Genomic DNA, 23,786 nt, shown 5'->3' on the forward strand with positions numbered 1-23,786 from the left:
CGACCTCTCGACCTCTCGACCCCTCGACTTCTCGACTTCTCGACCTCTCGACTTCTCGACCTCTCGACCTCTCGACTTCTCGACCCCTCGACTCATCCCCCCATCAACATCCCCAAAACATCTTTTTCTACATTATCACAAAGCAAATTACATTTTTCTAACAGGTCTTTTGCCTCGGTGAGGGTTTTCTGTTTAAAATCCTCATCTGTAATGCCTGGCAGGTTGATGAGGATATTGTAATAGGCAGATTGGGACGCACATTTAGCCGTTAAAGCAGCCACTCCGGCATCGGAAAGAGCATTGGCATTGCCTATTTTTGCTATTTGGGAAGCAAGTTCAGCGGAGGAAATTGCCAGGTGCATTGTTTCCAAAGGGGCATTAATTGCTGCCTGAGTGCATTTTTCTATTTGTGCTTTACGCAATTCCAATTCCGCCGTAGTTTTTTTGGGCAGACGCATTGCTTCCATCATTGCGTAAAAGGCATCTGTATCTTTATCAATAACTTCCAATGCTTTTTGCTTAATTTCCTGACCCCAGGGAGCCAGTTTCATCGCTTCTGCGGTAACCTTTTCATAACCCTTTTTGCCAATGGTTAAATTAGCTACCATAGATGAGAGAGCTCCACTCATTGCAGAACACAAAGCTGCCACACTTCCACCCCCGGGAGCGGGAGCATCCGTAGAAAGTAAATCGCAGAAAGCATCTATTTTCAGATTCACCAGCCGGTCTTTTTTGGCAATGGCGTATTCAATCACTTTTTTTTCTACATCGAAGGGTGCCAATTCTGCCAAGCCCATTGATTGAATGGCTGTTTGCATAATCATTTTTTCCGGAATGCCAGTGCTTTCCTGCAAACGGTTTAAGTAAAATTTTCCCGCTTCTACCAAAGCGGCTTTGGGAATTAAACCAACCAGTTCACTGCCCGTAACTTGAATACCCATTTCACTTGCCAATTCCCGCACTTTTTCCAAAACCAGTTGAGGAGGAGTTATTTTATAGTTAGTAAGATTTATGCTTATTTGGGCGCGGTCGTAACTTTCAATAAACCAGCCGACGGCTTTGCATTGAGTAAATAAACCAGGTAGATTTATGTTATTTCCGTTTTCATCTTTAAGCAGTTTCCCATTTTTATCTTTTGCCGCTCTACCGCTTTCCCGAATTATTTGAGCTATTTCACTTGCCTTCTTTTTATCGCGAGTATTCAAATTTATGTTATAAGCAATCAGAAATTCTCTGGCTCCAATGGCTGTGGCTCCACTTTTGGCATTAAAAGAATGAGGCCCAAAATCCGGTTTCCAATAAGGGTCTTTGGCTTTTTCTGCCAAGGCCTCATATTCACCGCTGCGAATATTAGCCAGATTCTTCCATTCTTCTTTCGTAGCTGCATATTCATACAAGTAAACAGGTATGCCCAGTTCGTCACCCACTCTTTTGCCTAATTTTTTAGCATATTCAACGCATTCTTCCATAGTCATTTCCGAAATGGGAATAAAGGGACAAACATCCGTTGCGCCCATTCTGGGATGAGCGCCTTTATGTTTACTCATATCGATCAGTTCGGCTGCTTTTTTAATTGCCTGAAACGCCGCTTCCATAACTGCTTCTGGTTCTCCAGCTATGGTAAAAACAGTTCTATTGGTATCGGCGCCGGGATCAACATCCAGCAAAACCACGCTCTGCACACTTTTAATAGCGGAAGCAATTGCCTCCAACACGGTTTTATCTCTTCCTTCGCTAAAATTGGGAACGCATTCCATCAGTTTCATTTTTAAAAACCTCTATCTAATTTATTTTATGTATTTTAACCTTTACAATCTGTTTTGAAGTTGCCTGTAAAACCTGGATACTATAAGGAGGAACATTTACTACCTGTCCTTGATGCGGAATTCTTTCCAAGCGGTCTAAAATCAAACCGGCAATGGTTTCATAATCACCTTCGGGCAATTCTATTCCATAATCATCCGCCAATCTATCAATTTCTGTATCGGCAGCTACTAACCAAGTATTGGGTCCAACCTGTTCTACGGCATTTTCATCTTCATCTGTGTCGTATTCATCTTCAATATCACCCACAATTTCCTCCAAAATATCCTCCATAGTTACAATTCCTGCAGTTCCACCGTAGGAATCAACTATAATTGTCATACTGCGTTGTTCGGTTTGCATTTGTTTCAAAAGAACATCCAGATCAGTATTTTCAGGAGCAAAAAGCGGCTCGTGTATAATTTCTCCCGCTGTCATATCAGGAGTGCAATTCATCTTCAGGATATCGTATAAAATAAAGATACCCACAATATCATCGATGTTATTTCGATAAACGGGATAGCGGGTAAAACCCTCATTGCGAGCAATATTGATCACCTCCGCGAGAGTTGTTTTCTCTTGTATGGCAACAATATCAGTGCGTGGAACCATTACATTGCGCGCGCTAAGTTCCGTAAAATCCAAAGCATCTTCAATCATCTCAATTTGATTATCGCCCTTATTATCATCCGCTGTTTGAGACAGCAAAAAGGAAAGGTCATCTTTAGTCAAATAATCATATTGATACCCTTCCTGCACTCTGAATAATTTACGCAGAAAATTATTCAGCCAAGTTACCATCATCACAAAGGGTTTCAGCAAATAATAGAAAAATTTCAAAAAGGGAAACATAAGCGGGACAAGGGTTTCGGCATTATCTCTGAAAATGGCTTTGGGGGCAATTTCACCAAATATCAGCACTATCACTCCCACCAATAGAGATGTGTAATGCGCATCAAAATAAGGAGCAAAAAGACGATTGACCAAATAAGTGGAAAGCGAAGCTATAATTACATTGCAGATGTTATTACCGATTAAAGTAGTACCTAAAAATTTATCGGGCTGACGCACAAACTGTAAAACGACCGCTTTACTTTTACTCTTTTTGGCTTCTTGTTCCAATTTTATCTGGTCTATGGAAAGCATTCCCGTTTCCAAACCAGCAAAGAAAAAACAAAGCGCCAGAAAAAAAAGTAATACGATCAGGATCAGAACAATCTGAACCAAAGTCATTTATGTATTCACCTTCTCGTTTCTCCAAGCAAGACGCAATGCCTGAATAAACTCATCTATGTTTCCAGCTAAAAAAGAATCTAAACTATAACTTGTCAAGTTAATTCTATGATCCGTAACTCTTGATTGGGGGAAGTTATAAGTCCTTATTTTGGCACTGCGGTCACCCGTGGAAACCTGAGCTTTGCGAGCTCTGGCAATTTCTTGTTCTTGACGGCTAATTTCCGCATCCAGTAAACGGCTGCGTAATACCTTCAATGCCTTGGCTTTGTTTTTTATCTGCGATTTTTCATCCTGGCAAGTGACAACTATTCCAGTAGGCAGATGCGTAATTCTAACCGCGGAATCGGTGGTATTAACACTTTGTCCACCGTGACCGGTACTTCTGTAAACATCAATGCGTAAGTCACTATCCTGTATATCTATATCTATATCTTCCGCCTCAGGTAAAACAGCTACGCTGACTGCAGAAGTATGAATTCTACCCGAGGACTCCGTTACGGGAATTCTTTGCACTCTATGCACGCCACTTTCAAAACGCATTAGCGAATATACATCCTTGCCACTTAATTGGAAAACGATTTCTTTATAGCCACCCAATTCAGTTTCGTTCATAGAAATCACTTCCATTTTCCAGCCCTTCATTTCGGCATAGTGACTATACATTCTAAATAAATCGGCAACAAAAAGGGCTGCCTCTTCTCCACCTGTTCCAGCCCGAATTTCCACAATGGCATTTTTGGAATCGTTAGGATCAGAGGGAATCAGCAGATCGCGTAATTTTTGTTCCGCTTGTTCCAGTTGTTGTTGCAGTGAGGCATCTTCTTCTTTTATCAAAGCAATCATTTCTGGGTCGGATTCATTTTTTTCCAGTTCGTGCACTTCTTCCAAGTGATTTGCCAAGGTCTGATAATGTTTCCACCCATTGTTAATTTCTTTCAGCTCTTTAAAGCGTCGCAGACATTCTTTATAGCGTTTGGTGTCGTTTATCAAAGCCGGATCGCTAATTTGATCCTGCAGTTCTTTCAGTTCGTTTTCCAGTGCCTTCAGTTTTTCCGTGGGTAGCAAGGGGAATCATTCCTCCACGATTTTTACATTATGTTCGCTTATATCCATATCCAAAGCAGCTTTCATCGCTACCAAACCAATTTCTATCATATCATCATCTGGGGGCTGAGTGGTTATATGTTGTAAAGCCATTCCGGGAACGGTTAACAGTTTTACGATAGGATGATTCAAGTTTTTTCCGGAAAATTTCAGCACTTCATAAGATACGCCTGAAATAAGCGGAAGCAACAAAATATGATATCCTAAACGCAAATAAACTGGAACGGGAGTATGTAAAACATAAGCCGAAACCAAAGTATCCACAATGGAAAATAGGAGAATGCTGATTAGCAGCACGAAGAAGATGAAACTTGTTCCGCAACGGGGATGAATTGTTGACCAATTCTGTATTTTGTCTATAACGAGAGGGCAATTATGTTCATAGGCGTTTACATTTTTATGCTCTGCACCGTGATAACGGAAAAGGCGTTTGATATCTTTCATCAACGAAATCAGGTAAACATAAAGCACAAAAAAGACAATTCGGATAGCTCCGGCAAATAAATTAAACAAAACATCCTTGCGCGAAAGATGCATCCAGTCCGCCAGTTTATATGGCAGCCAGCCAAAAAGCAAAAAAGCCAAGCCAAAGGCAATTACATAACTGATAACATTTTCCGTTTGTTCCACCGTTTTGCTTTTCTCTTTTTGCTTCTTTTTGCCCTTTGCTTCTTCTTCGGCAAGCAAATCCAGCTCATAACGATTGGCAGAAAAAGTGAGGGTCTTAATACCTATGATCATCATTTCGATAAGCGAAACAAAACCTCTCACGATAGGCAATCCCAGAAACTTTTTCTTTTGCGTGATACTGATGAAAGATGTTTTTAGCAATTCTATACTGCCATCTTTCCTCCGAATTGCGGTTGCCAATTTATCTGGACCGCGCATCATCACACCTTCGATTACAGCTTGTCCACCAACGCTAATTTCTTTCTTTTCAGGCATATTCATTTCCTAAGATAGAAAAAACGCCATTTTTCCACATTTTGGAAACGAAAAAATGGCGTTAATCGGGTTAAAACCCTAATTATCCTGTTTAAGATTATATTTTTTGTTAAACTTCTCTACTCTTCCGGCTGTATCAATAATCTTCTGCTTTCCGGTATAAAAAGGATGACAGGCATTACAAATTTCTACCTGCAGTTTATCTTTTGTGCTTCTGGTTTGAAATGTATTGCCGCAGGCACAAGTAACTGTCACCAATTCATATTTAGGATGGATTCCCTTTTTCATTTATATTGTTCTCCTTGTTTATAAATAAACCTATTTGTTCCATTAAATTAGCCGGCTGAAAAATGTCAATACAAAAGTGAGAAAGTCCCATCTACAAAAAAAAGCGAACAGGTCTTTATTAAGCAACGCAAGCTTTTTTACTTAGCCCAACTAAAAAAAATAGCGCTGACAGATAACAGGATAGACGAAGTCATCAGAATGGGACATTACCTTTTCCTTAATTCAAAGAGGAATTTGCGTGGAACGGAAATTGCATTATATTAAAATAAGAGAAGAAAAAAAGGAAACAGCGATAATGAAATCAACCCAAAAGTTAGTTATATGCGCAATATTATTCTTGCCCTTGATGTTAGGTGCCACTTTGCCTTCCTGTTATTATACTTATAACCAAATTTACAGTTTATTGCAAAGTTATGAGCAGGAACATCCCGATATAGCCAAACTTTATACCATTGGCTATACTCAACAGGAGCATATTCCAATTTATGCTATGCGAATTTCCGATAATGTAGAACAAAATGAAGATGAGCCAGCTTTGCTTTTTGTCGGTCAAGTGCATGCGGAAGAGGTTTTGGGAGTGCAAACCACTATGTCTAACATTGCCGAAATATTAACTAATCATAGTCAATACCCTTATTACCAATGGATTGCCCAGCTTGATTTGTGGTTTATACCCACGCTCAATCCGGAAGGGCATAATGTAGTTACGGCAAATTTGGATGTTTCCTATCGTAAAAATAAAAGAGATAACAATAACAACGGCATTTTTGATTTTAATCCGGTAACCGGTGGGGATATTGATGGCGTAGATATAAACCGTAATTTTGCCTTTAATTGGGTGCATGGTGATACCCTTTATTGTCCGGTGGGAGATGAACAATATGATTATTACCGCGGTCCTGCCTCAATGAGTGAAAGTGAAATAATTGGATTTCAGCAGCTTTGTGAGCAATACAAATTTATCTATGCGGTCTGCTGGCATTCTTCGCGCACAGGTGATTTATCGGAAAAGCTTTACTATCCTTTTAACTGGAAAAATGTTCGTCCCAGTCCCGACCTAAATTTTACTGCCTCCATTGCTACAGGTTTTGCTTCTCAAATTCTCAAACAGGATGGCACGGGAACTTATCAGGCATACCCTAATTTGAGCCGTCAGGGTGCCTTTCACGATTGGCTGTATCAGCAATATGGCACCATCGCTTTCTTAGTGGAATGTGGAACCAAAGATCTTCAACCGGATGCAACGGTTATGGCTGGAACCATTCAGCGTTGTAGCAATGGAGTCCGTTGGCTGATTAACCGGGCGTTAAGGATTAGTTCCGATGTTCCTTCTTCTGCTATGCTTACGGGAACAGTTACTGCCAATGGCATTCCAACCGAGGCAGAAATTATCATTCAGCAACATAGCGCTCCTTGGTTTCGTCCCCGAACTTCTTTTGCTTCCAGTGGAAAATTTTATCGTCCCTTGGCAAGCGGATCTTACACTGTCATTGCTCGAAAAAAGGGTTATTACGATAAGGTTATCAATAATCAGACAGTTAATAACAGTTCCTGGACTCCCATTCAGATAAATCTGGAACCCAAACCGGCATCTACTTTAAGAATTGGAGTTCGGAGCGGTGCAGAACCCATTTCTGCCAGAGTCATAATCGGTGATGTTTTTCCTGATACTCTTTTGGTAAATGGTTTTGCCAACTTGAATACTTACGCGGGAGAATATCCTATCCAGATTTACGCTGCGGGCTATACACCTTATTTAGGGACAATAAATCTGACAGAAGGAAGCAATCATAAAGAGTTTAACCTTAGTGCGGTAACTACTATTTTTAACGAGGACTGGGAAAATGGAAGTTCTACCTGGGAAATTAACGGACCCTGGAAAGTGCAAAATCAGATTGCCGCTAACGGATATGCCATCACCGATAGCATTGGAGGAAATGGTTTTTACGCTATGAATTGCGATGTTTGGATTAAAACTATTCAGTCAATTCAGATTCCAGCTACCAATAATACTTGGTTAATTTTCGATTCTCACCTTTATACGGAATGGAATTATGACCCCTGCCGAGTTGAGGTATCCACCGATGGAACTAATTGGCAGGAAATTTGGACTAAATCCGGGCAGTGGGATACTTTTAGAAAAGAATTTGTTTCCCTGAATGCCTTTGCTGGACAGTCCATTTTTTTAAGATTTCGCCTTACCGATTCCTCCACGGATGTGGATTTGACCGATCCAGGTTGGACATTGGATAATATTTTAATCACCAGCGGAACCGCCACCGATAATAATGACCCTCATAATTCAGTTACGCCGCTTACTTTGTTGTATAAAAATTATCCCAACCCCTTTAATCCGGAAACCACTCTAAGTTTTACTTTGGCAAATGGCGGTAAAGTTAGCTTAAAAATCTACAATCAGAAAGGACAATTGGTAAAGACCCTCTTAGATGCCGATTTACCCTCGGGTGATTATCAATATGTTTGGAATGGAAAAGATGATAGTGGACGAAGTGTTAGCAGCGGAATTTATTTGTATAAAATGATCGCAGACGGCAAATCCCAAAATCGGAAAATGCTGCTTTTGAAATAAAACGATTTTTATTCACCAAACATTTCGAGGGGCTTACGCTCCCATCGCTTTGATTTTATCGCCCTTTGAGTTAAAATCGGCTTTACTTGTGATTTTCCATCACTTTCATTCTTTTTCCCATTTTTGAACAATGTCACCAATAATCTCGTAGAATAGGCCGATTTTGACTTAAAGACGACAGCCGACAGATTATTTACACCACCTCGCTTTGATTTTATCATACATATAGTTTTTACTTGTTACGCAATATAGATTGTCCTTAAAATCATAGTTCCGTTAGGAACGACACATACTAACGACGGGTTTTTAACCCGTTGTAGTTAAGATAGTTAAATAAGTCCCATCGGGACGACAGGTTTTAAAAACAGGTTTTAACCTGTCGCAAAAATACAGGAAAGTTGAAGTCCTCATCACCCAAAAAGATATTTTGTCCGGAAAGAAAATGCTCTTTAGGATTATAGGATTTCTAATATAAGTTACTTTATTGCTTATAGTCACTCTGGGTCTTTTTATATGTATCCTTTTGCGCCGGGTTAAAACACATCGCTCAAATCTGTCGTCCCGATGGGATTAATTTTTTTGTTTCTTTGTGCGCTGGGTTAAAACCCGTCGTTAGTACCTGTCGTTCCTAACGGAACTAATTTTTTTGTTTCTTTGTGCGCCGGGTTAAAACCCGTCGTTAGTACCTGTCGTCCCGATGGGACTTTAAATTAGAAATCCTATAAATCTTAAAAATCCTGTTCATCCCAGACCTATTATCTATTTTTAATCTATATAATTTGCGTCATCTGCGTAATCTGCGTGAAATATTTTCGGTGTCTTCGGTGGCTAAATATTCCCTGAAATCCTTGTTTCTAACATTCACACCTGAAATCCTTGTTTCTAAAATACAAATCTGCATAATCTGCGTGAAATATTTTCGGTGTCTTCGGTGGCTAAATATTCCCTGAAATCCTTGTTTCTAACATTCACACCTTAAATCCTTGTTTCTAAAATACAAATCTGCGTAATCTGCGTAATCTGCGTGAAATATTTTCGGTGTCTTCGGTGGCCCCTCCTCCTAAAATGCCTATTCACCATAGCAAGATCGCATAGCATTAGAGTAACAATTCCGTAGCACTTCTCTAACGGAACTACGGCAGTGTAAGAGAAGTGTAAGAGAGCTATAAGATAATTCCCTAAGTGTCAACTAATTAGCTTATACCCAAAAATAGTGCTGGCAGGCCCTAAACATTCAGGTTTTAACCCCATCCCTAAAGCTAAAAACGCAATTTTGATACCTAAATATCCTCGCTTAAACAGACGGTGCATTGCCTCCCGCAAAAATAATTGAGGCAAGGCATATAGCTGTAACTTATTCAAATGTTTATACTTTTGGCTAACTCCGCTACCCCTAAAAGAAAAGGGTTTGAGAAAAAATGCAGTAAAAGCTTGACAAAAATTTAGCAATTAAAATTGTTTAAATGAGGCGTAGTGGAATTAAAATATGCTAAATAAAAATAGAGCTGCAGACACGCATTAGAAAGAGGAGAAGGAAAAAAGTATATTCTATGAAGAAACTTTATGAACCGGAAGAAAACCAAGGCATACATTGTTCCGTGCCTGCGGTAAGATATTATGAAATTACTTAAATCCGTTTCTCTGCCAACTTCTTCGGCGGCTTTGAAAAAAGTGAATGTGCTGTTTGAAGATAAGATACTAAAGCTTTCCACGGAAGACATTGAAGTGGAAGAAGATGTGGAAGTAATTGAGGCAAAAGGTCTATTGATGCTTCCCGGAGCGATTGACCCTCATACTCATTTTTTAACCAAAGATACTGAAGCCGCAGAATCACTTTCCCAGAATACTAAAATTGCTCTGGAAGGTGGTTGGACAACCCTTTCCGAACTTAGCTATCATACCAATAATCCTATTTTTAGCAATGCGGCTTTGAAAAAGCAAATCGCTTTGGCGAATGCTAATTCCTATACTTCATTGGCTTTCTGGGGACATATTGACATTGGAGATTATCCTTATCATTCTGAAGCCGCTCAGGAAATCTGGAATAAAGGCGTAACAGGAATTTCTTTGGCTGTCCCTTCTCCCAATCCTGCCATTCCGGATATCAGTTTTGCGGAAATTATGGATTTGTTTCTGGATATATATGAAAGCGATACTGCTTTTGCCTTTCAGGGCTATGATTATGAGAATTTCCCCGCATTTAATCTCACCGCTCAGATGGAAGCGATAAAAAAAATCCTACGCCGAATGCAAGAAAATCCAATTCATATACCGCGTGTTTCTTCCTATCCTACAATTGAGTTCATTAACAGCGTTTCCAAAAGAAGTGATATCTCTTTTGCTCTTTGCTTTGCAGATTTGATGGCGCTTTACAATCCTGATGTTTTTATCTCGCCCTTTCAATGTGACTTTGCCGATTATGCCGATTTGCTGTTTGAGTTGTTGCGGACGAATAAAATTTATCTGTTCTCCAATTGTGCCGCTGTGCAGAAAAAACATCCGGATTATTGCGAACTTTTTCAAGGCAGCGATCCGGAAATGATGAAGTATTCATATTTGTGGGTGCTTTCTGAACTGTGGAAAAAAAGAAAGATTCCGCTTGCCACTTGCCTCAAAATGACCAGCGAAAACGCCGCTAAGCGTTTAGGAATATATCCGGAGAAGGGCTCTTTAGACCCTGGTTCAGATGCCGATTTTGTGCTTTACGATCCGGAAAAAACCACTATCATAAAGGGCAATAAAGGACAAACAACAGAACTGATAGGCAGCTTTAAAGCGATTTATCTAAAAGGAAAGCAAGTTGCCGGCGAAAATTTCTCCACGCTAAAACAGGGCTCATTTTTAGCCAGAAGCACCAATCCTAAACGCAGACATAATAATTCTACTTGGATTTGAACCCTCCGCTATAGTTAGAATCAGTTTTAATTTTAGAGCGAACCGGATTGTTTGAAACAAACAATCAAACTTGACAATTATCGCACTCTTCCTTTTTAATGTAATATCAAATTCAGACAAGAGGAAAACGATGAATAGATATATCCTGCAAGGTGGAACAATTCTAACTTTTGATGCGGATAAACCGCTTTTGGAACAGCAGGCAATTTTGATTGAAGATGGATTTATTGTTAAAATCGGAGCTCTGGACTGCTTTAAAGATGATGCCTGTGAACGCATAGATGTAGAAGGGAAATTTATCTTACCCGGGCTCATAAATGCTCATCATCATTTCTATTCTACTTTTGCCACTGGCTTAACGAAAACCGCTGTTTCCCATAACTTTAGTGAAGTTTTAAGCAATCTTTGGTGGCGTCTCGATAAAAACCTGCTAAAAGAGGATATTTATTATAGCGCTTTAGTTTCAGCGTTAACATCCATCCGCAAAGGAACAACCACTATAATTGATCATCATTCTTCTCCTTTTTGTGTGCAGAATTCTCTGTCTCAAATTGCTAAAGCGATTTTGGATACAGGCATTAAGGCGTCTTTGTGCTATGAGGTTTCAGATAGAGATGGGGCAGAAATTGCCGAAGCCGGAATAGAGGAAAATTACCAGTGGCTGAAACACTGCCAAAATAATCCCAGTCCTTATTTGAAAGGACTTTTTGGTCTGCACGCGGCATTCACTCTTTCCGATAAAACCCTATCCAAAATTGCCGATAAAGTTGCAGAACTTAATTGTGGTATCCATATTCATTCTGCTGAAGCGGAAACGGACGAAAAATATAATGTGGAACATTACGGCAAAAGAGTTGTGGAACGCTTAAACGATTTTAATCTGCTAAATGGTAAAAGCATTCTGGCACATTGTGTTTATTTGAATGCCAAGGAACTTATTTTGGCGGCGGAAAAAGGAGCTGCCATAGTTACTAATCCACAATCCAATTTAAATAATGCCGTGGGAATTGCCGATGTTTGTAAAATGAAAGAACTGGGCGTAACAGTTGGTCTCGGCACCGATGCAATGACCAATAATATGCTGGAAGAATTACGCATTGGGGTTTGGGCACAACATTGGAAACAAAATGATCCTTCTCGTGGCTTTACAGAAATTGCCTCTGCCCTCGTTTTCAATAATCCTCTTATAACACAAAAATATTGGGGTGAAAAACACGGAACGATAAAAGAAGGAAGTCCGGCAGATATTATTGTGGTAGATTATGAACCCTATACACCCCTAACGGAAGCAAATTGGATGGGACATCTGGTTTATGGAATTTCCCAAGCGAAAGTGGATGCAACTATTTGCCAGGGAAGAATTTTGCTGTGGGAAGGTGAATTACTGCTCAATCTTGATGAACAAGAGATAATAGCCAAAGCAAAAGAGTGTGCGGAAAAACTTTGGGAGAGGATGTGAAGCAAGTGCAGCTTTATTATAATGTAATAATCCCTGAAATGCCTATAATCCTGTTTATCCCAGACCTATTGATTTTAGGTAATCTGCTGAAAGATAATGTAAGGAGAAGCGATTATGTATAAAGAAATTTATGCCCGAGCCAAACACTATGAAGATGCCAACGCTCGTTTCCTGATGGACATTGTAAAAATACCCTCTTTTTCTACTATGGAAAAAGAAGTGGCAATGCGCATCCTGAAAGAAATGCAAGCAATAGGAATGGATGAAGCATATATTGATCCTTTGGGAAATGTGATAGGCCGCCTGGGCTGTGGAAAAAAAGTGATTGCCTTCGACGCACATATAGACACTGTCTATCCGGGAGACCTTTCACTGTGGGATTTTGATCCTTTTGACGCTCATTTGAAAGATGGGAAGATTTGGGGTCGCGGAACCGTTGATCAAAAAGGTGGAATGGCAAGTATGCTGACAGCCGCTCGCATTATCAAAGACCTGAATTTGGCAAAGGACTTGAGCGTTTATTTTACCGGCACGGTTATGGAAGAGGATTGCGATGGGTTATGTTGGCAATATATTCTAAACGAAGGCGAAATTAAGCCCGAACTGGTTGTTATTACAGAACCTACAAATCTTAATATCTATCGTGGTCATCGCGGCAGAATGGAAATGGAAGTAAGAATAAAAGGACTTTCCTGTCATGGTTCTGCTCCCGAACGCGGAGATAATGCCATATATAAAATCTCGCGTATTGCGTTGGAAATAGAAAAGTTGCATCAGCACTTGCGTTCGGATGATTTTTTGGGTAAAGGCAGTATCTGTGTTACTCAGGTATTTTTTACAGGACCCAGTCAATGTGCAGTTCCGGATAGCGCTCGCTTACATTTAGACCGACGCTTAACTTGGGGAGAAAATAAAGCAAGTGCTGTTGCCGAAGTTCAAGATGCCTGTATCAAAGCTGGCTATCCTGATGCCCAAATTGAGGTTCTATCCTATGCAGAAAAGGCATATACAGGGTTGGTTTATCCCACCGAAAAATACTATCCAACTTGGGTTACGCCTTTGGATTCTGTTTATGTGCAAAATGCAGCCGATGCCTATTTTCAGACCTTAGAAATGGAGCCAGTTATAGATAAATGGACTTTTTCTACCAATGCTGTGGCAATTGCCGGTATGAAAGGAATTCCTTGTATTGGCTTAGGACCTGGCAATGAAATTTATGCTCATTCACCCAATGAAGCAATCCCGATTGAACATTTAACGAAGGCGGCTGCGTTTTATGCTGCTTTGGTATATAAATTGGGGCAGGGATGAAGAAGTCGAGAGGTCGAGAAGTCGAGAGGTCAAACCCAGTGATAGTTTTGGGTACCGGCGGACGCCGTTCCGCCGAAAAAAGTGGAAAAGTGAAAAAGTCGAGGGGTCGAGAAGTCGAGGGGTGGAAAATCCTTGCTACCTTGTTCATCCCAGACCTATTTACTCTTTATGAGGCATAAATGAAAAGTTACTTAAGTTATTACCGCTGCATCGAATGCGGGAAAGAATTGGACACCAAAAAGCTGCATTATCTTTGTGATGAATGTGGTAGGGATTATCTGCCCGGAATGCCCTTAAAAGGAGTTTTGGAAGCTATTTTTAACTATGCAGAAATAGGAAAAAAATGGCAAGAAAAACCAGACCCGCTTTTATTCAGTGCCGTAAATCCAGAATTTTATCCTCCTCTCCCAGTTGGGAACACACCTTTTTTTAGAACAGGGATTTTGGGTTTGGAAAGCGGAGAAATGAAGTCCTCCGGCTACCCAATTGGAATAAAGTTTGATGGCTTAAATCCCAGCGGAAGTTATAAAGATCGTGCCACTCAATTGGTAGTGGCGGATGCATTGCAAAAAGGAATTACAGAAATCGTAACTGCCAGCACAGGAAATGCCGCTTGTTCACTTGCTTGTTTAGGTGCCTCAGCCAGATTGAAAATTGTTATTTTTGCTCCTGAGAGCGCTCCCCCTGCAAAACTTATCCAAATTCAAGTGCATAATGCAGAACTGCATAAAGTTCAGGGTAGTTATGACGATGCCTTCAAGGCCGCTTTGGAATATGCCAAAACCCACAATTGTATGTGTAGAAATACAGGTTATCATCCTTTGACCATCGACGGTAAAAAGAGCGCCGGACTGGAGATTTATATTCAGAACGGTTTTAAGGTTCCGGATTGGATCATTATTCCGGTGGGGGATGGAGTTATTTTAACTGGTATCTACAAAGCATTTGTGGATTTGCAAAGAGCCGGCATCATCCAAAATTTGCCTCAGCTTTTAGGTGTGCAAGCAGAAAGCAGTGACGCCATTACATCTTATTGGGAAACAGGAATTTATAAGGATGCTGAAAATCCTGTTACCATTGCCGATTCCATCAAAGTTAAAACCCCGGCATTAGCGCATTGGGCTGTAAAAGCTTTGAAAGAAACCAACGGTAAATGTATTCGCGTGAGCGATTTTGAAATTCAAGAAGCGCAACTAAAATTGGCAGCCGAAACAGGTGTTTTTGCTGAACCATCTTCGGCGGCAACTTTGGCGGGACTGCAAAAAGCGTTTGCCCGAAATTGGCTAAATGGTAACGAAGATATTGTGTTACTAATTACCGGTCACGGATTGAAAGACCCCAAAGCCGTAAAATTATGAAAGCAAGCGGAATATATGATTTCCATGTCCATATCGGCGAGACCATTGGCGGTCACCTTTTAGCTGATAGCTGGAAAAGTTTCAATCGCCTATACGAACATAATGGTTTGGATGGCATTGGTGTATTTGTAACGGAAAGTAACAATGAACCAATCTCCGCCAAACTAATCAGAATGCGCAAGGCGTCTCGCATTTTTTCAGGCAAGGTTTTCTGGCATCTAACTCCCAGAAACCTGGATTTAACCATACTGGAAAAAGTTTTTGCCGATGATACCGATATCAAGCTTTATACAACCTATCGCGCAAGCGGATTGTATCAAAGTTACGAAAACATTGAACGCCTGATGCAAGATATGCCCAATCCCCCAAAGCGTTTGTTGGTGCATTGTGAAGATGACGAAATTATCAGTGAATATAGTGAACGCTATCCTTTTTATCAGCCCTTCGATCACTGTTTGCGGCGTCCCGAAAAAGCGGAAATAACTGCAGTGGATAAAATTCTTAATCTTGCCATAAAATATCGTTATCCAGTGCATTTTGTGCATATTTCCACTCCGCAAGCGGCGCTTTTAATTCAGCAGGCAAAAAAGGATGCCGATTATATAACTTGTGAAACGGCTCTTCACTATCTGTTTTTGAATGAAGAGTTATTAAATGATCCCGAAGGTCATCGCTGGCTTTGTTCTCCCCCTTTGCGTTGTGAAAACAGTAGAGGACTGCTTTTAGAACTTTTGCAGGATGGAATTTTTGATATTCTTGCCAGTGACCATTGCGCTTTTCCTTTGGAAACAAAAGACATAGGAGCTTTACATCCCGAAAAAACACCTATGGGAATTGCCGGCAGTGGAGTCCTTTTTACTTTGCCGGCAGAACATTTGGTAGAAAAAGGCATATTGACTATGGAGCAGCTTTTTAATTTGATAAGTTACAATCCAGCTCGGTTAATGGGTTTTTCCGTAGAGGAAAATGAAATCACTTGTGAACGATTGGGAGCTCCTAATCCCGTTGTTCCCAGTTGGGCAAACACACCCAATCCCTGGCTTGATTTTTGGAGCCATTATGAATTGAGGAGGCATCATAATGAAGTTTAATAACGCTTTTCGTAACGATGCCATCGCTAAAGTAACCGGCAGAGCAAAATATGCCGATGATTATAAGCTGCCAAATATGCTGTATGCAGCCCCATTACATTCTCAAGTTGCCAGCGCCATAATAAAAAACATAGATTCTACCGAAGCGCTTAAGCAAAAAGGTGTGGTAGCTGTTTATACGGCAAAAGATATTCCCGGCAACATAAAATATGGCCAGATTATTAAGGACTGCCCCACTCTCGTTAATAAAAGAATTCGTTCTGCGGGTGATGTTCTTGCTTTGGTAGTGGCAGAAACGCGAGAAATTGCCATTTCATCCTTGGCACTAATAAAAGTGGAGCTCACAGAATTGCCCGCCGTTTTTGATCCCGAAGAAGCGATTAAAGAGAACAGTCCAATAGTTAATCCTGATTTTGGCAGCAATATTTGTAACTACCATAAAGTGCGAACCGGCGATATAAATGAGGGCGAAAAAGAAGCATATCTCATTATTGAACAAGAGTTTAATACTTCACGCGTGGAACACGCATACTTGGAACCGGAAACGGCGCTGTGTTTTTTAAGACCAGATGGCGTTTTAGAAGTGCTGGGCAGTATGCAACATCCTTTTTCTACCCGCAAATTCGTTGCCTCCACTTTGGGCTGTAAATTAAGTGAAGTGGAAGTAAAAAATATACCCATGGGTGGAGGTTTTGGCGGCAAAGATGACACAGCGGCATTAGTTTGTGCCAGGGCAGCTTTATGTGCCTATTTAACAAAAAGACCCGTTAAGTTAACTTATACCAGGGAAATGAGTATGCGGGAAAGTTATAAACGCCATCCTTACAAACTACAATACAAAATGGGGCTGAAAAATGACGGCAAAATCGTCTTTATGAAAGTTCGGATGTTAGCGGACGGAGGGGCATATTGTAGTGTAACTCCCTGGGTAACTTGGCGTTCCACAGTTCAAAGTTGTGGCTGTTATGAAGTTCCTAATGTGCAAAGTGATGTTTACGGAGTATATACCAACAACATTTTTTCCGGCGCTTTTCGCGGTTTTGGCTCGCCGCAAGTAAATTTTGCCATAGAACAACTCATTGAAATGGCAGCGGAAAGATTAAATATGGATGCCACTGATTTTCGTAAAATGAATATGGTGCATCAGGATTCCGTTACCATCACCCAGCAGAAGCTAAATAATCATACGGTTTCTTTAAACCAAGTTTTGGAAAGCGTTCTGAAAGAAATTGATTATGCAAACAAAGTGAAAAAATGTAGTTTTGGCAACCCAGAAATTGACGACTGGTATGGAATTGGCTATGCAATTTGTTATAGGGGAGTCAGTTTGGGGGCGGAAGGAACCGATATGAACAGTGCCATCATCAATATTCAACCCGATGGCAGCGTTTTATTGGAAACCGGAGTGCACGAAAATGGCCAGGGAGCTCAAAGTGCGATGATTTTAATTGCCTCAGAAGAACTTGGCATTCCCAAAGAACTTATTCGTTATCGTTTACCATCCACTTCCAATATTCCCGACGGAGGTTCCACAGTTGCTTCGAGAGGAACAATTATGGGTGGCAGCTCAGTTGTTAATGCCGCCCAAATTATTAAAGAGCGTCTCTGTGCAGGAGTGGAAAAGACATATAACATAACGGGTTGCATTTATAAAGACGGTTCTGTATATTCTGCACAAGGCAATGTAATGGCTGATTATTTTGAGGCAGTGCGTTTGTGTTATGAGCATCAAATTTATCCTTATGCCTTCGGGGTTTTTTCCGCTCCCCCAATAAGTTGGGATGAAAATACAGGACACGGAAATGCTTATTTTAGTTGGATATACAGCTGTCAAGCGGTGGAATTGAAGGTAAACAATAGAACAGGTAAAATTACTTTGCTGAATTTAGTTGCCGCTCATGATATTGGCAAAGCGATAAATCCAGCTTCATTGGAGGGTCAAATTTACGGAGGAATGGCTATGGGAGCGGGTTATGCCCTATCCGAAAATTTTCCTCTCCTAAATGGCAAGCCACAGGTTAGCAATTTTAACAAATATTATGTCTTGCGTAGCACGGATTTGCCTGATATGACGGCAATCATAATTGAAAATGCAGACCCCAATTCACCTTCCAAAACAAAAGGAATTGGAGAACCGGCTTTAGAAATCACTGCTCCGGCAATTGCCAATGCCCTTTACAGAGCCACCGGAAAAAGATTTACCGATTTGCCTATGGCACAGCAAGTAAAGGACTTTGTTCAAGGGAGGCAAAAATGAAAATCACGGTTAACGACATCGAATATAATGTCCCCGCAGAACTTGCCGAAACAAAACTTTCCACCTATTTGCGGGAAAATATAAATTTAACGGGAACCAAAATCGGTTGCGACATCGGAGTGTGTGGAAGTTGCACTGTTTTAGTAAATTACCAACCCAAGCGTTCTTGCTTGCTAAAACTGAAAGATGTTTGCGATGAACAAATTATCACGATTGAGGGACTGGCAAATGCAGATGGAACTTTACATCCCGTTCAACAGGCATTTATTGATGCCGGTGCCATTCAATGTGGTTTTTGCACACCGGCAATGATTTTAACTTCCTATGCCTTTTTGCGGGAAAATCAACATCCAACCCGACAAGAAATCCGGGACGCCATTAAGGTAAACATTTGCAGATGCACGGGCTATCAACAAATTATCGACGCAGTGATGTTAGCTGCAGAGAGAATGAATAAAGCGTAACTAAAGCAAATTAGACAGCTTATTGGGATAAACATCAGCGGGGACTGAACCACACCATAGAAATGGAACAGATTATTTATATAGCCCTCTGAAAGCTATTTGCTATCTGCATTCTGTATTTATCATTCAATAGGCGAGGGGCATTTTTTGTTTTTGTGCCTTTCCTGCTCCATTATCTTGGGCTTGATTTGCGGTTTGATGAGCCCTTTCCGTCCCCCAAAATGAACAACCAATTAGCGACAATCAATAAGCAATAAACTTCTTACTACCCATCTCTAATTGCAGATTCATAACCGTTTGTTACATAGTATATTCAGTAACGCTTCTCTAACACTTCCCTAACACTGCAGTAGTGTCATAAGAGAAGTGTTACAGAATTGTTAAAGCATTATTAGAGGGCAAAGCAAGCAACAAAAAGATGCCAGGAGATGGCAGACATTATTTGGGCTAAGGCAAGGGGAAAAAGCTAAATAGAGCAGTGAGAAGAGAGAAATGATGAGACAAAAAACGGGCATCCGAGGATACCCGTTTTTTAAGGACTGCGCTTATGTTATTTTCAGCGTGTTATTATTTGCCGGCTGGTGCAGGAGTTGCAGGAGCTTGACTCTGGGCAGGAGCCATTGTGGTATCAGGAGTAGCAGGAGTAGTTTGTTCTACTGGAGCTGTCTCATCTGTTGCGGGCTCTTCTGTCTTTTGTTTGCAACCAGTCACCAGTGTGCTGATCAGCAACATAGCGAGTAAAGTGATTAAGAGAACTTTTTTCATTGATTCCTCCATAAGCAAATTCCCTTTCGGGTACTTAGGTTTTTTGTTTTTTTTGTTAATGTAATTTGGCAAGACATATAAAAATTTTGCCATTTGTATTGAAGGTCTGACAAAGATAAAACCTTTATCTATCCTTCACACAGTCCTTAGTCACATCTATATACTTAGTAATAGTGAACATCATTTTTAGAGGTTAAAATCTTGGCAAGAAATATTTTTAAAAACCTACATCAAGTCCCAAATGAATCATTCCGTTACCGAGGTCTGCAAAGCGTTTATCTCTGTAACCGAGGGCATATTCCAAACCTAAAATCCCTAAGCGTGTATTTATTTTCATACCGAAGCCGATGCCAAAAATATCGGTTTTCAATTTATTTTTTTCCTGCCCCACAAAACCCTGGTCAAAAAGAAAATAAATTCTTGATTCCGGGTTCAGACGATAACGCAATTCATAATTTGTCCATGCCAAACGATAAGAGCTGATTTCATCTTCATAATAACCGCGTAAAGAGCCGTAACCGCCCATTTTATACTGCTGCCAAAGTTCCGCATTCCGATTTTCCAAGTTACGAATTTCCAAACCGGCAAAACCGACAAAGCGATTAGTGATAGGTATGTAACCTTTTATCCCCGCTTCCGTGGCTCCAAAAAGATGAGCTGTCAAATTTCTGCCCGTTAAGCGATAAAGAAGTTTTAGCTGCATTCCTTTGTAGGGATTGCCGCCACCCTCATAAATGTTATAAGTCCAAAAAGCGGCTATGCTTTGGGAATTTTCCTTGGTAATGATTATGGGTCTTCGGGAGCCAGGGCTTAAATTTTCGGTTGCCAGCTCCAAACCCAAGTTGCTTTTCAGCATTTGATAATAAATATCTGCTCGGGCGCGGGTTTTTATCCAAGTGGAGTCCTGTTGAGCTCTATAAAGTTCAATATCTGCCGAGACCGGAATTCCTGGGATGCCCGATTCGTGATAAGCTAAAGATAATTCGCCAGTTGAAGCAGGAATCTGTTTCCAGAAAAGGTTCAGGGAGCGGTCTGAGCCCCAAAGGTTTAAAAATTGGAGGCGGATTTGACCTGAAAGTTTCAGCGTGTCAAATTGACGGTTCATTCCTAAAACACCTTCCAGATAGGTCATTCTGCCTTCTTCAACTTGAATGAGCAAAGTATTTTCGTTGATGGGTTCCACATTACACTGGCGGATATAACTCTTTCTGAGAATATTTTCTTCTGCCTGAGTTAAGGCGTCTGGAGTGATATTTTCCACATTGTCCAATCCGGATAAATGCAGAAGGGTTTTATCTTTGGTAACTTTATTTCCTCGAAAGAGATAATTCTTCACGCGTAAGGGTTTGCCTTCTTCAATATTGATCCAGGCGGTTAAATCTTCATTTAAAACCAAAGAATCCAGCTTCACCTGGGCAAATAAATAACCCCTGCTGTTATATAAAGAAAGAACTTCTTGCATTATTTTGGGAAGCTGATCTATGCGGTAGGTTTTTGCGGAGGATAAAATAAGCAACTGAGATAGCTTTGCCTCGCTGAAATAGTGCATTCCCGTGAAACGAATTTGAACTTCGTTGGAGGGGACTTTTTCTTCCACTTTAAAAATTAGCGAAAGCTTATCCTCTTCTTCAGGAATAAGTTCGGGAGCCGAAATCACAATGAAATATCTGCCTTTATCCTGTAAATACTGATAGAGTTTACTTGTGGCATTGGAAATAAGTTCGGGGCTATATTCCTGACCTTCCTGTAAACCGCTTGCCTTTAACATTTCCGCTTCTTCTATGCCGGAAATGCCAATAAAACGGATTTTGTTTATGGTTAAAGCGGAAAGAGGTAAAATGGACAGGCAAAAAATAAGGAGAAAAAGGCAGCGGCGCTTAAAAAAAGGGGACACCTTTATTCTCTATCAGCTTTCAAAACGGCAAGAAATGCTTCCTGCGGAACAGTTACCGACCCAATTTCCTTCATCTTTTTTTTGCCTTCTTTTTGTTTTTCCAGCAGTTTATGCTTACGAGATACATCACCTCCATAACATTTTGCTAAAACATCCTTCCGTAAAGGCGTTATAGTGCTTCGGGCAATAATTTTTCCTCCGATGGCTGCTTGCAAAGCAATTTTGAAAAGATGTTTGGGAATAACTTCAGAGAGGGTTTCGGTAACACTTTTTCCCCAGTTATATGCTTTATCCTGATGGCAGATAAAACTCATTGCATCTACCTTTTCGCCGTTGATGAGAATATCTACTTTTACCACTTCCGCTTGTCTGTAATCCTTAAAAGCATAGTCCAAAGACGCATAACCGCGGCTAACCGTCTTCAATTTATCGTAAAAATCAAAGATAATCTCAATTAAAGGCAGTTCATAATGCAGGGCAACCCGTTTTTCGTCGATGTAAACAATGTCTTTTTGCACTCCGCGTCGCTCCTGAGCCAATTTCATAACATTGCCAATGTAATCGGTGGGCACAATTATTTCCGTTTCCATAAAAGGTTCACGGATGCTTTCCACATTGCTCGGATCGGGAAAATCCACCGGATTGTTGATTTGAACTTCTTCGCCGTTTTTAAGGGTGATTAAAAAAGGAACGCTGGGAGTAGTGGCTAAAATCGGTAAATTGTATTCTCTTAACAGACGCTCTTTTACAATCTCCAGATGCAACATACCCAAAAAACCACAGCGAAAACCATAACCCAAAGCGGCGGAACTCTCTTTTTCGTAAATTAGCGATGCATCATTCAATTTCAGCTTGGCAATGGATTCTACCAAACTTTCATAGTCCTCGCCATTAATGGGAAAAATACTGCTGTAAACCATTGGTTTGGGTTCTCTGAATCCGGGCAGAGGATTTTCACAACCACCTTTGGCTAAAGTAATTGTGTCTCCCACGCGGGCATCGGAGACCTCTTTGATATTGGCTATGATATAACCCGCTTCTCCGCAAGTTAGTTCATTTTGAGGCGAAAATTTCAAGCCCAGATAACCGAGCTCTTCAATTTCGTATTCCTTGGCAGTGGAAAAAAGCTTTATTTTATCCCCTTTTTGTAAATGCCCTTGAAAAATGCGCACCAGAACTACCACTCCCCGATACATATCAAAATAGGAATCAAAAATCAACACTTCAGGAGCGGCATTGGGTTCACCTTTAGGAGCCGGTAAACGCAAAACGACTGCATCCAAAAGGGCTTTAACTCCTTCCCCTGTTTTAGCGCTAACTTTGATGATATCTTCGGGCAGGCAACCTAAAATTTCGCCTAAATCATTTTCCGTGCCTTCAATATCTGCCTTGGGAAGATCAATCTTATTGATTGCCGGTAAAATTTCCAAGTTGTTATCCAAAGCAAGATACAAATTACTCATTGTTTGGGCTTCAATTCCCTGAGAAGCATCTACCAGTAAAATCGCCCCTTCACAAGATGCTAAAGCGCGCGAGACCTCATAAGAAAAATCCACATGCCCGGGTGTGTCTATCAGGTTCAGCACATAATCCTGACCTTGATAGTTATGAACCATACGGATTGCATGACTTTTAATCGTGATGCCTTTTTCGCGTTCCAAATCCATACTGTCCAAGACCTGTGGAATTTCCGTGCCTTTATTTATGATATGCGTTTCTTCCAAAAATCTGTCTGCTAAAGTGGATTTGCCATGATCTATATGCGCCACAATGCAGAAATTGCGGATAAACTCTTCCTTCATTTAAGTTCCTTAATTTGTCGTTGTTATCTTGTAGTTTCCTTTGTGGAAATTATTATAAACTAATTAGTAACATCTATTGCCGCTTTTAGTTAACATCCTGCTTGCGCAGAAATGACCAGCGACTTTTGAACAAGAAATAATGGTTATCCATTTATGTAAACTATCTCTTTTTGTCAATCACTTTGGGAGAAGCTCTTTTTTCGCTTGGTTTTGGCTTTGACTCTAAACCGATCCTTTTTGTGTTGCAACGAGATTTGTATAGCAACAGTAAAATTAGTTCCCTGCCTTATACTATCAAAGCTGAAGTGTTTTGGCTTTGACTCTAAACCGATCCTTTCGAACATTGCAACGAAATTTACATAGCAACAGTTAATTTATTTCCCTCCCTTTTTCTGTCAAAGCTGAAGTGTTTTGGCTTTGACTCTAAACCGATCCTTTTTGTGTTGCAACGAGATTTGTATAGCAACATTATATGTAGTTCATTGCCTTTTCCTGTCAAAGCTGAAGCTCGGTTTAGAGTTAAA

17 protein-coding genes are annotated in these 23,786 nt (G+C 40.5%); 9 read left to right on the forward strand and 8 right to left on the reverse strand.

What is annotated here, in order from left to right:
• Positions 1 to 92: 92 nt before the first annotated feature.
• The 5 genes from ftcD to rpmE all read right to left on the reverse strand — a co-directional run bounded on the left by ftcD (position 93) and on the right by rpmE (position 5,376).
• Positions 93 to 1,766, reverse strand: coding sequence for a glutamate formimidoyltransferase (ftcD, locus tag ABFC98_04660; GenBank protein ID MEN6445317.1), 1,674 nt, complete (start codon positions 1,764 to 1,766; stop codon positions 93 to 95).
• Between the two features lie 16 nt (positions 1,767 to 1,782).
• On the reverse strand, positions 1,783 to 3,036 hold the full coding sequence (locus ABFC98_04665) for a hemolysin family protein (protein MEN6445318.1): 1,254 nt from the start codon (positions 3,034 to 3,036) through the stop codon (positions 1,783 to 1,785).
• Complete coding sequence (gene prfA, locus ABFC98_04670) at positions 3,037 to 4,104, reverse strand: peptide chain release factor 1 (protein MEN6445319.1); 1,068 nt, start codon at positions 4,102 to 4,104, stop codon at positions 3,037 to 3,039.
• A 6-nt stretch (positions 4,105 to 4,110) separates the two neighbouring features.
• Positions 4,111 to 5,088, reverse strand: coding sequence for a DUF1385 domain-containing protein (locus ABFC98_04675; GenBank protein ID MEN6445320.1), 978 nt, complete (start codon positions 5,086 to 5,088; stop codon positions 4,111 to 4,113).
• 78 nt (positions 5,089 to 5,166) lie between these two features.
• Positions 5,167 to 5,376: a 50S ribosomal protein L31 gene (gene rpmE, locus ABFC98_04680; protein MEN6445321.1), complete on the reverse strand. Its 210-nt coding sequence runs from the start codon at positions 5,374 to 5,376 to the stop codon at positions 5,167 to 5,169.
• A 295-nt stretch (positions 5,377 to 5,671) separates the two neighbouring features.
• Between rpmE and ABFC98_04685 the strand changes: the two genes are divergently transcribed.
• The 9 genes from ABFC98_04685 (at position 5,672) to ABFC98_04725 (ending at position 18,801) form a co-directional block, all read left to right on the forward strand.
• Positions 5,672 to 7,966, forward strand: a complete 2,295-nt coding sequence (locus tag ABFC98_04685) for a M14 family zinc carboxypeptidase (GenBank protein ID MEN6445322.1) — start codon at positions 5,672 to 5,674, stop codon at positions 7,964 to 7,966.
• Between the two features lie 1,617 nt (positions 7,967 to 9,583).
• Positions 9,584 to 10,861, forward strand: coding sequence for an amidohydrolase family protein (locus ABFC98_04690; GenBank protein ID MEN6445323.1), 1,278 nt, complete (start codon positions 9,584 to 9,586; stop codon positions 10,859 to 10,861).
• 130 nt (positions 10,862 to 10,991) lie between these two features.
• Positions 10,992 to 12,320 carry a putative aminohydrolase SsnA gene (gene ssnA / locus ABFC98_04695; protein ID MEN6445324.1) on the forward strand — a complete coding sequence of 443 codons (1,329 nt, stop codon included), beginning with the start codon at positions 10,992 to 10,994 and terminating at the stop codon, positions 12,318 to 12,320.
• Positions 12,317 to 12,442 carry a hypothetical protein gene (locus ABFC98_04700; GenBank protein MEN6445325.1) on the forward strand — a complete coding sequence of 42 codons (126 nt, stop codon included), beginning with the start codon at positions 12,317 to 12,319 and terminating at the stop codon, positions 12,440 to 12,442. The genes ssnA and ABFC98_04700 overlap by 4 nt, the downstream gene beginning before the upstream one ends.
• On the forward strand, positions 12,435 to 13,631 hold the full coding sequence (locus tag ABFC98_04705) for a YgeY family selenium metabolism-linked hydrolase (GenBank protein ID MEN6445326.1): 1,197 nt from the start codon (positions 12,435 to 12,437) through the stop codon (positions 13,629 to 13,631). The genes ABFC98_04700 and ABFC98_04705 overlap by 8 nt, the downstream gene beginning before the upstream one ends.
• Before the next feature lie 179 nt (positions 13,632 to 13,810).
• Positions 13,811 to 14,989, forward strand: coding sequence for a pyridoxal-phosphate dependent enzyme (locus ABFC98_04710; protein ID MEN6445327.1), 1,179 nt, complete (start codon positions 13,811 to 13,813; stop codon positions 14,987 to 14,989).
• Positions 14,986 to 16,080: a dihydroorotase family protein gene (locus ABFC98_04715; protein ID MEN6445328.1), complete on the forward strand. Its 1,095-nt coding sequence runs from the start codon at positions 14,986 to 14,988 to the stop codon at positions 16,078 to 16,080. Before ABFC98_04710 ends, ABFC98_04715 begins: the two co-directional genes overlap by 4 nt.
• Positions 16,070 to 18,337, forward strand: a complete 2,268-nt coding sequence (locus ABFC98_04720) for a xanthine dehydrogenase family protein molybdopterin-binding subunit (GenBank protein MEN6445329.1) — start codon at positions 16,070 to 16,072, stop codon at positions 18,335 to 18,337. Before ABFC98_04715 ends, ABFC98_04720 begins: the two co-directional genes overlap by 11 nt.
• On the forward strand, positions 18,334 to 18,801 hold the full coding sequence (locus tag ABFC98_04725; GenBank protein MEN6445330.1) for a (2Fe-2S)-binding protein: 468 nt from the start codon (positions 18,334 to 18,336) through the stop codon (positions 18,799 to 18,801). Before ABFC98_04720 ends, ABFC98_04725 begins: the two co-directional genes overlap by 4 nt.
• A 567-nt stretch (positions 18,802 to 19,368) precedes the next feature.
• Here ABFC98_04725 and ABFC98_04730 read toward each other — a convergent pair.
• From ABFC98_04730 to lepA, 3 genes are all read right to left on the reverse strand, one after another.
• Positions 19,369 to 19,566, reverse strand: coding sequence for a hypothetical protein (locus tag ABFC98_04730; protein ID MEN6445331.1), 198 nt, complete (start codon positions 19,564 to 19,566; stop codon positions 19,369 to 19,371).
• Positions 19,567 to 19,783: 217 nt separating this feature from the next.
• The gene (locus ABFC98_04735) at positions 19,784 to 21,460 is read right to left on the reverse strand and encodes a POTRA domain-containing protein (GenBank protein ID MEN6445332.1); all 1,677 of its coding nucleotides are present in this window, start codon (positions 21,458 to 21,460) and stop codon (positions 19,784 to 19,786) included.
• A gap of 2 nt (positions 21,461 to 21,462) precedes the next feature.
• The gene (gene lepA / locus ABFC98_04740; protein ID MEN6445333.1) at positions 21,463 to 23,262 is read right to left on the reverse strand and encodes a translation elongation factor 4; all 1,800 of its coding nucleotides are present in this window, start codon (positions 23,260 to 23,262) and stop codon (positions 21,463 to 21,465) included.
• Positions 23,263 to 23,786: the final 524 nt, after the last annotated feature.

This window comes from Candidatus Cloacimonas sp., from assembly GCA_039680785.1.
GTDB lineage: Bacteria > Cloacimonadota > Cloacimonadia > Cloacimonadales > Cloacimonadaceae > Cloacimonas.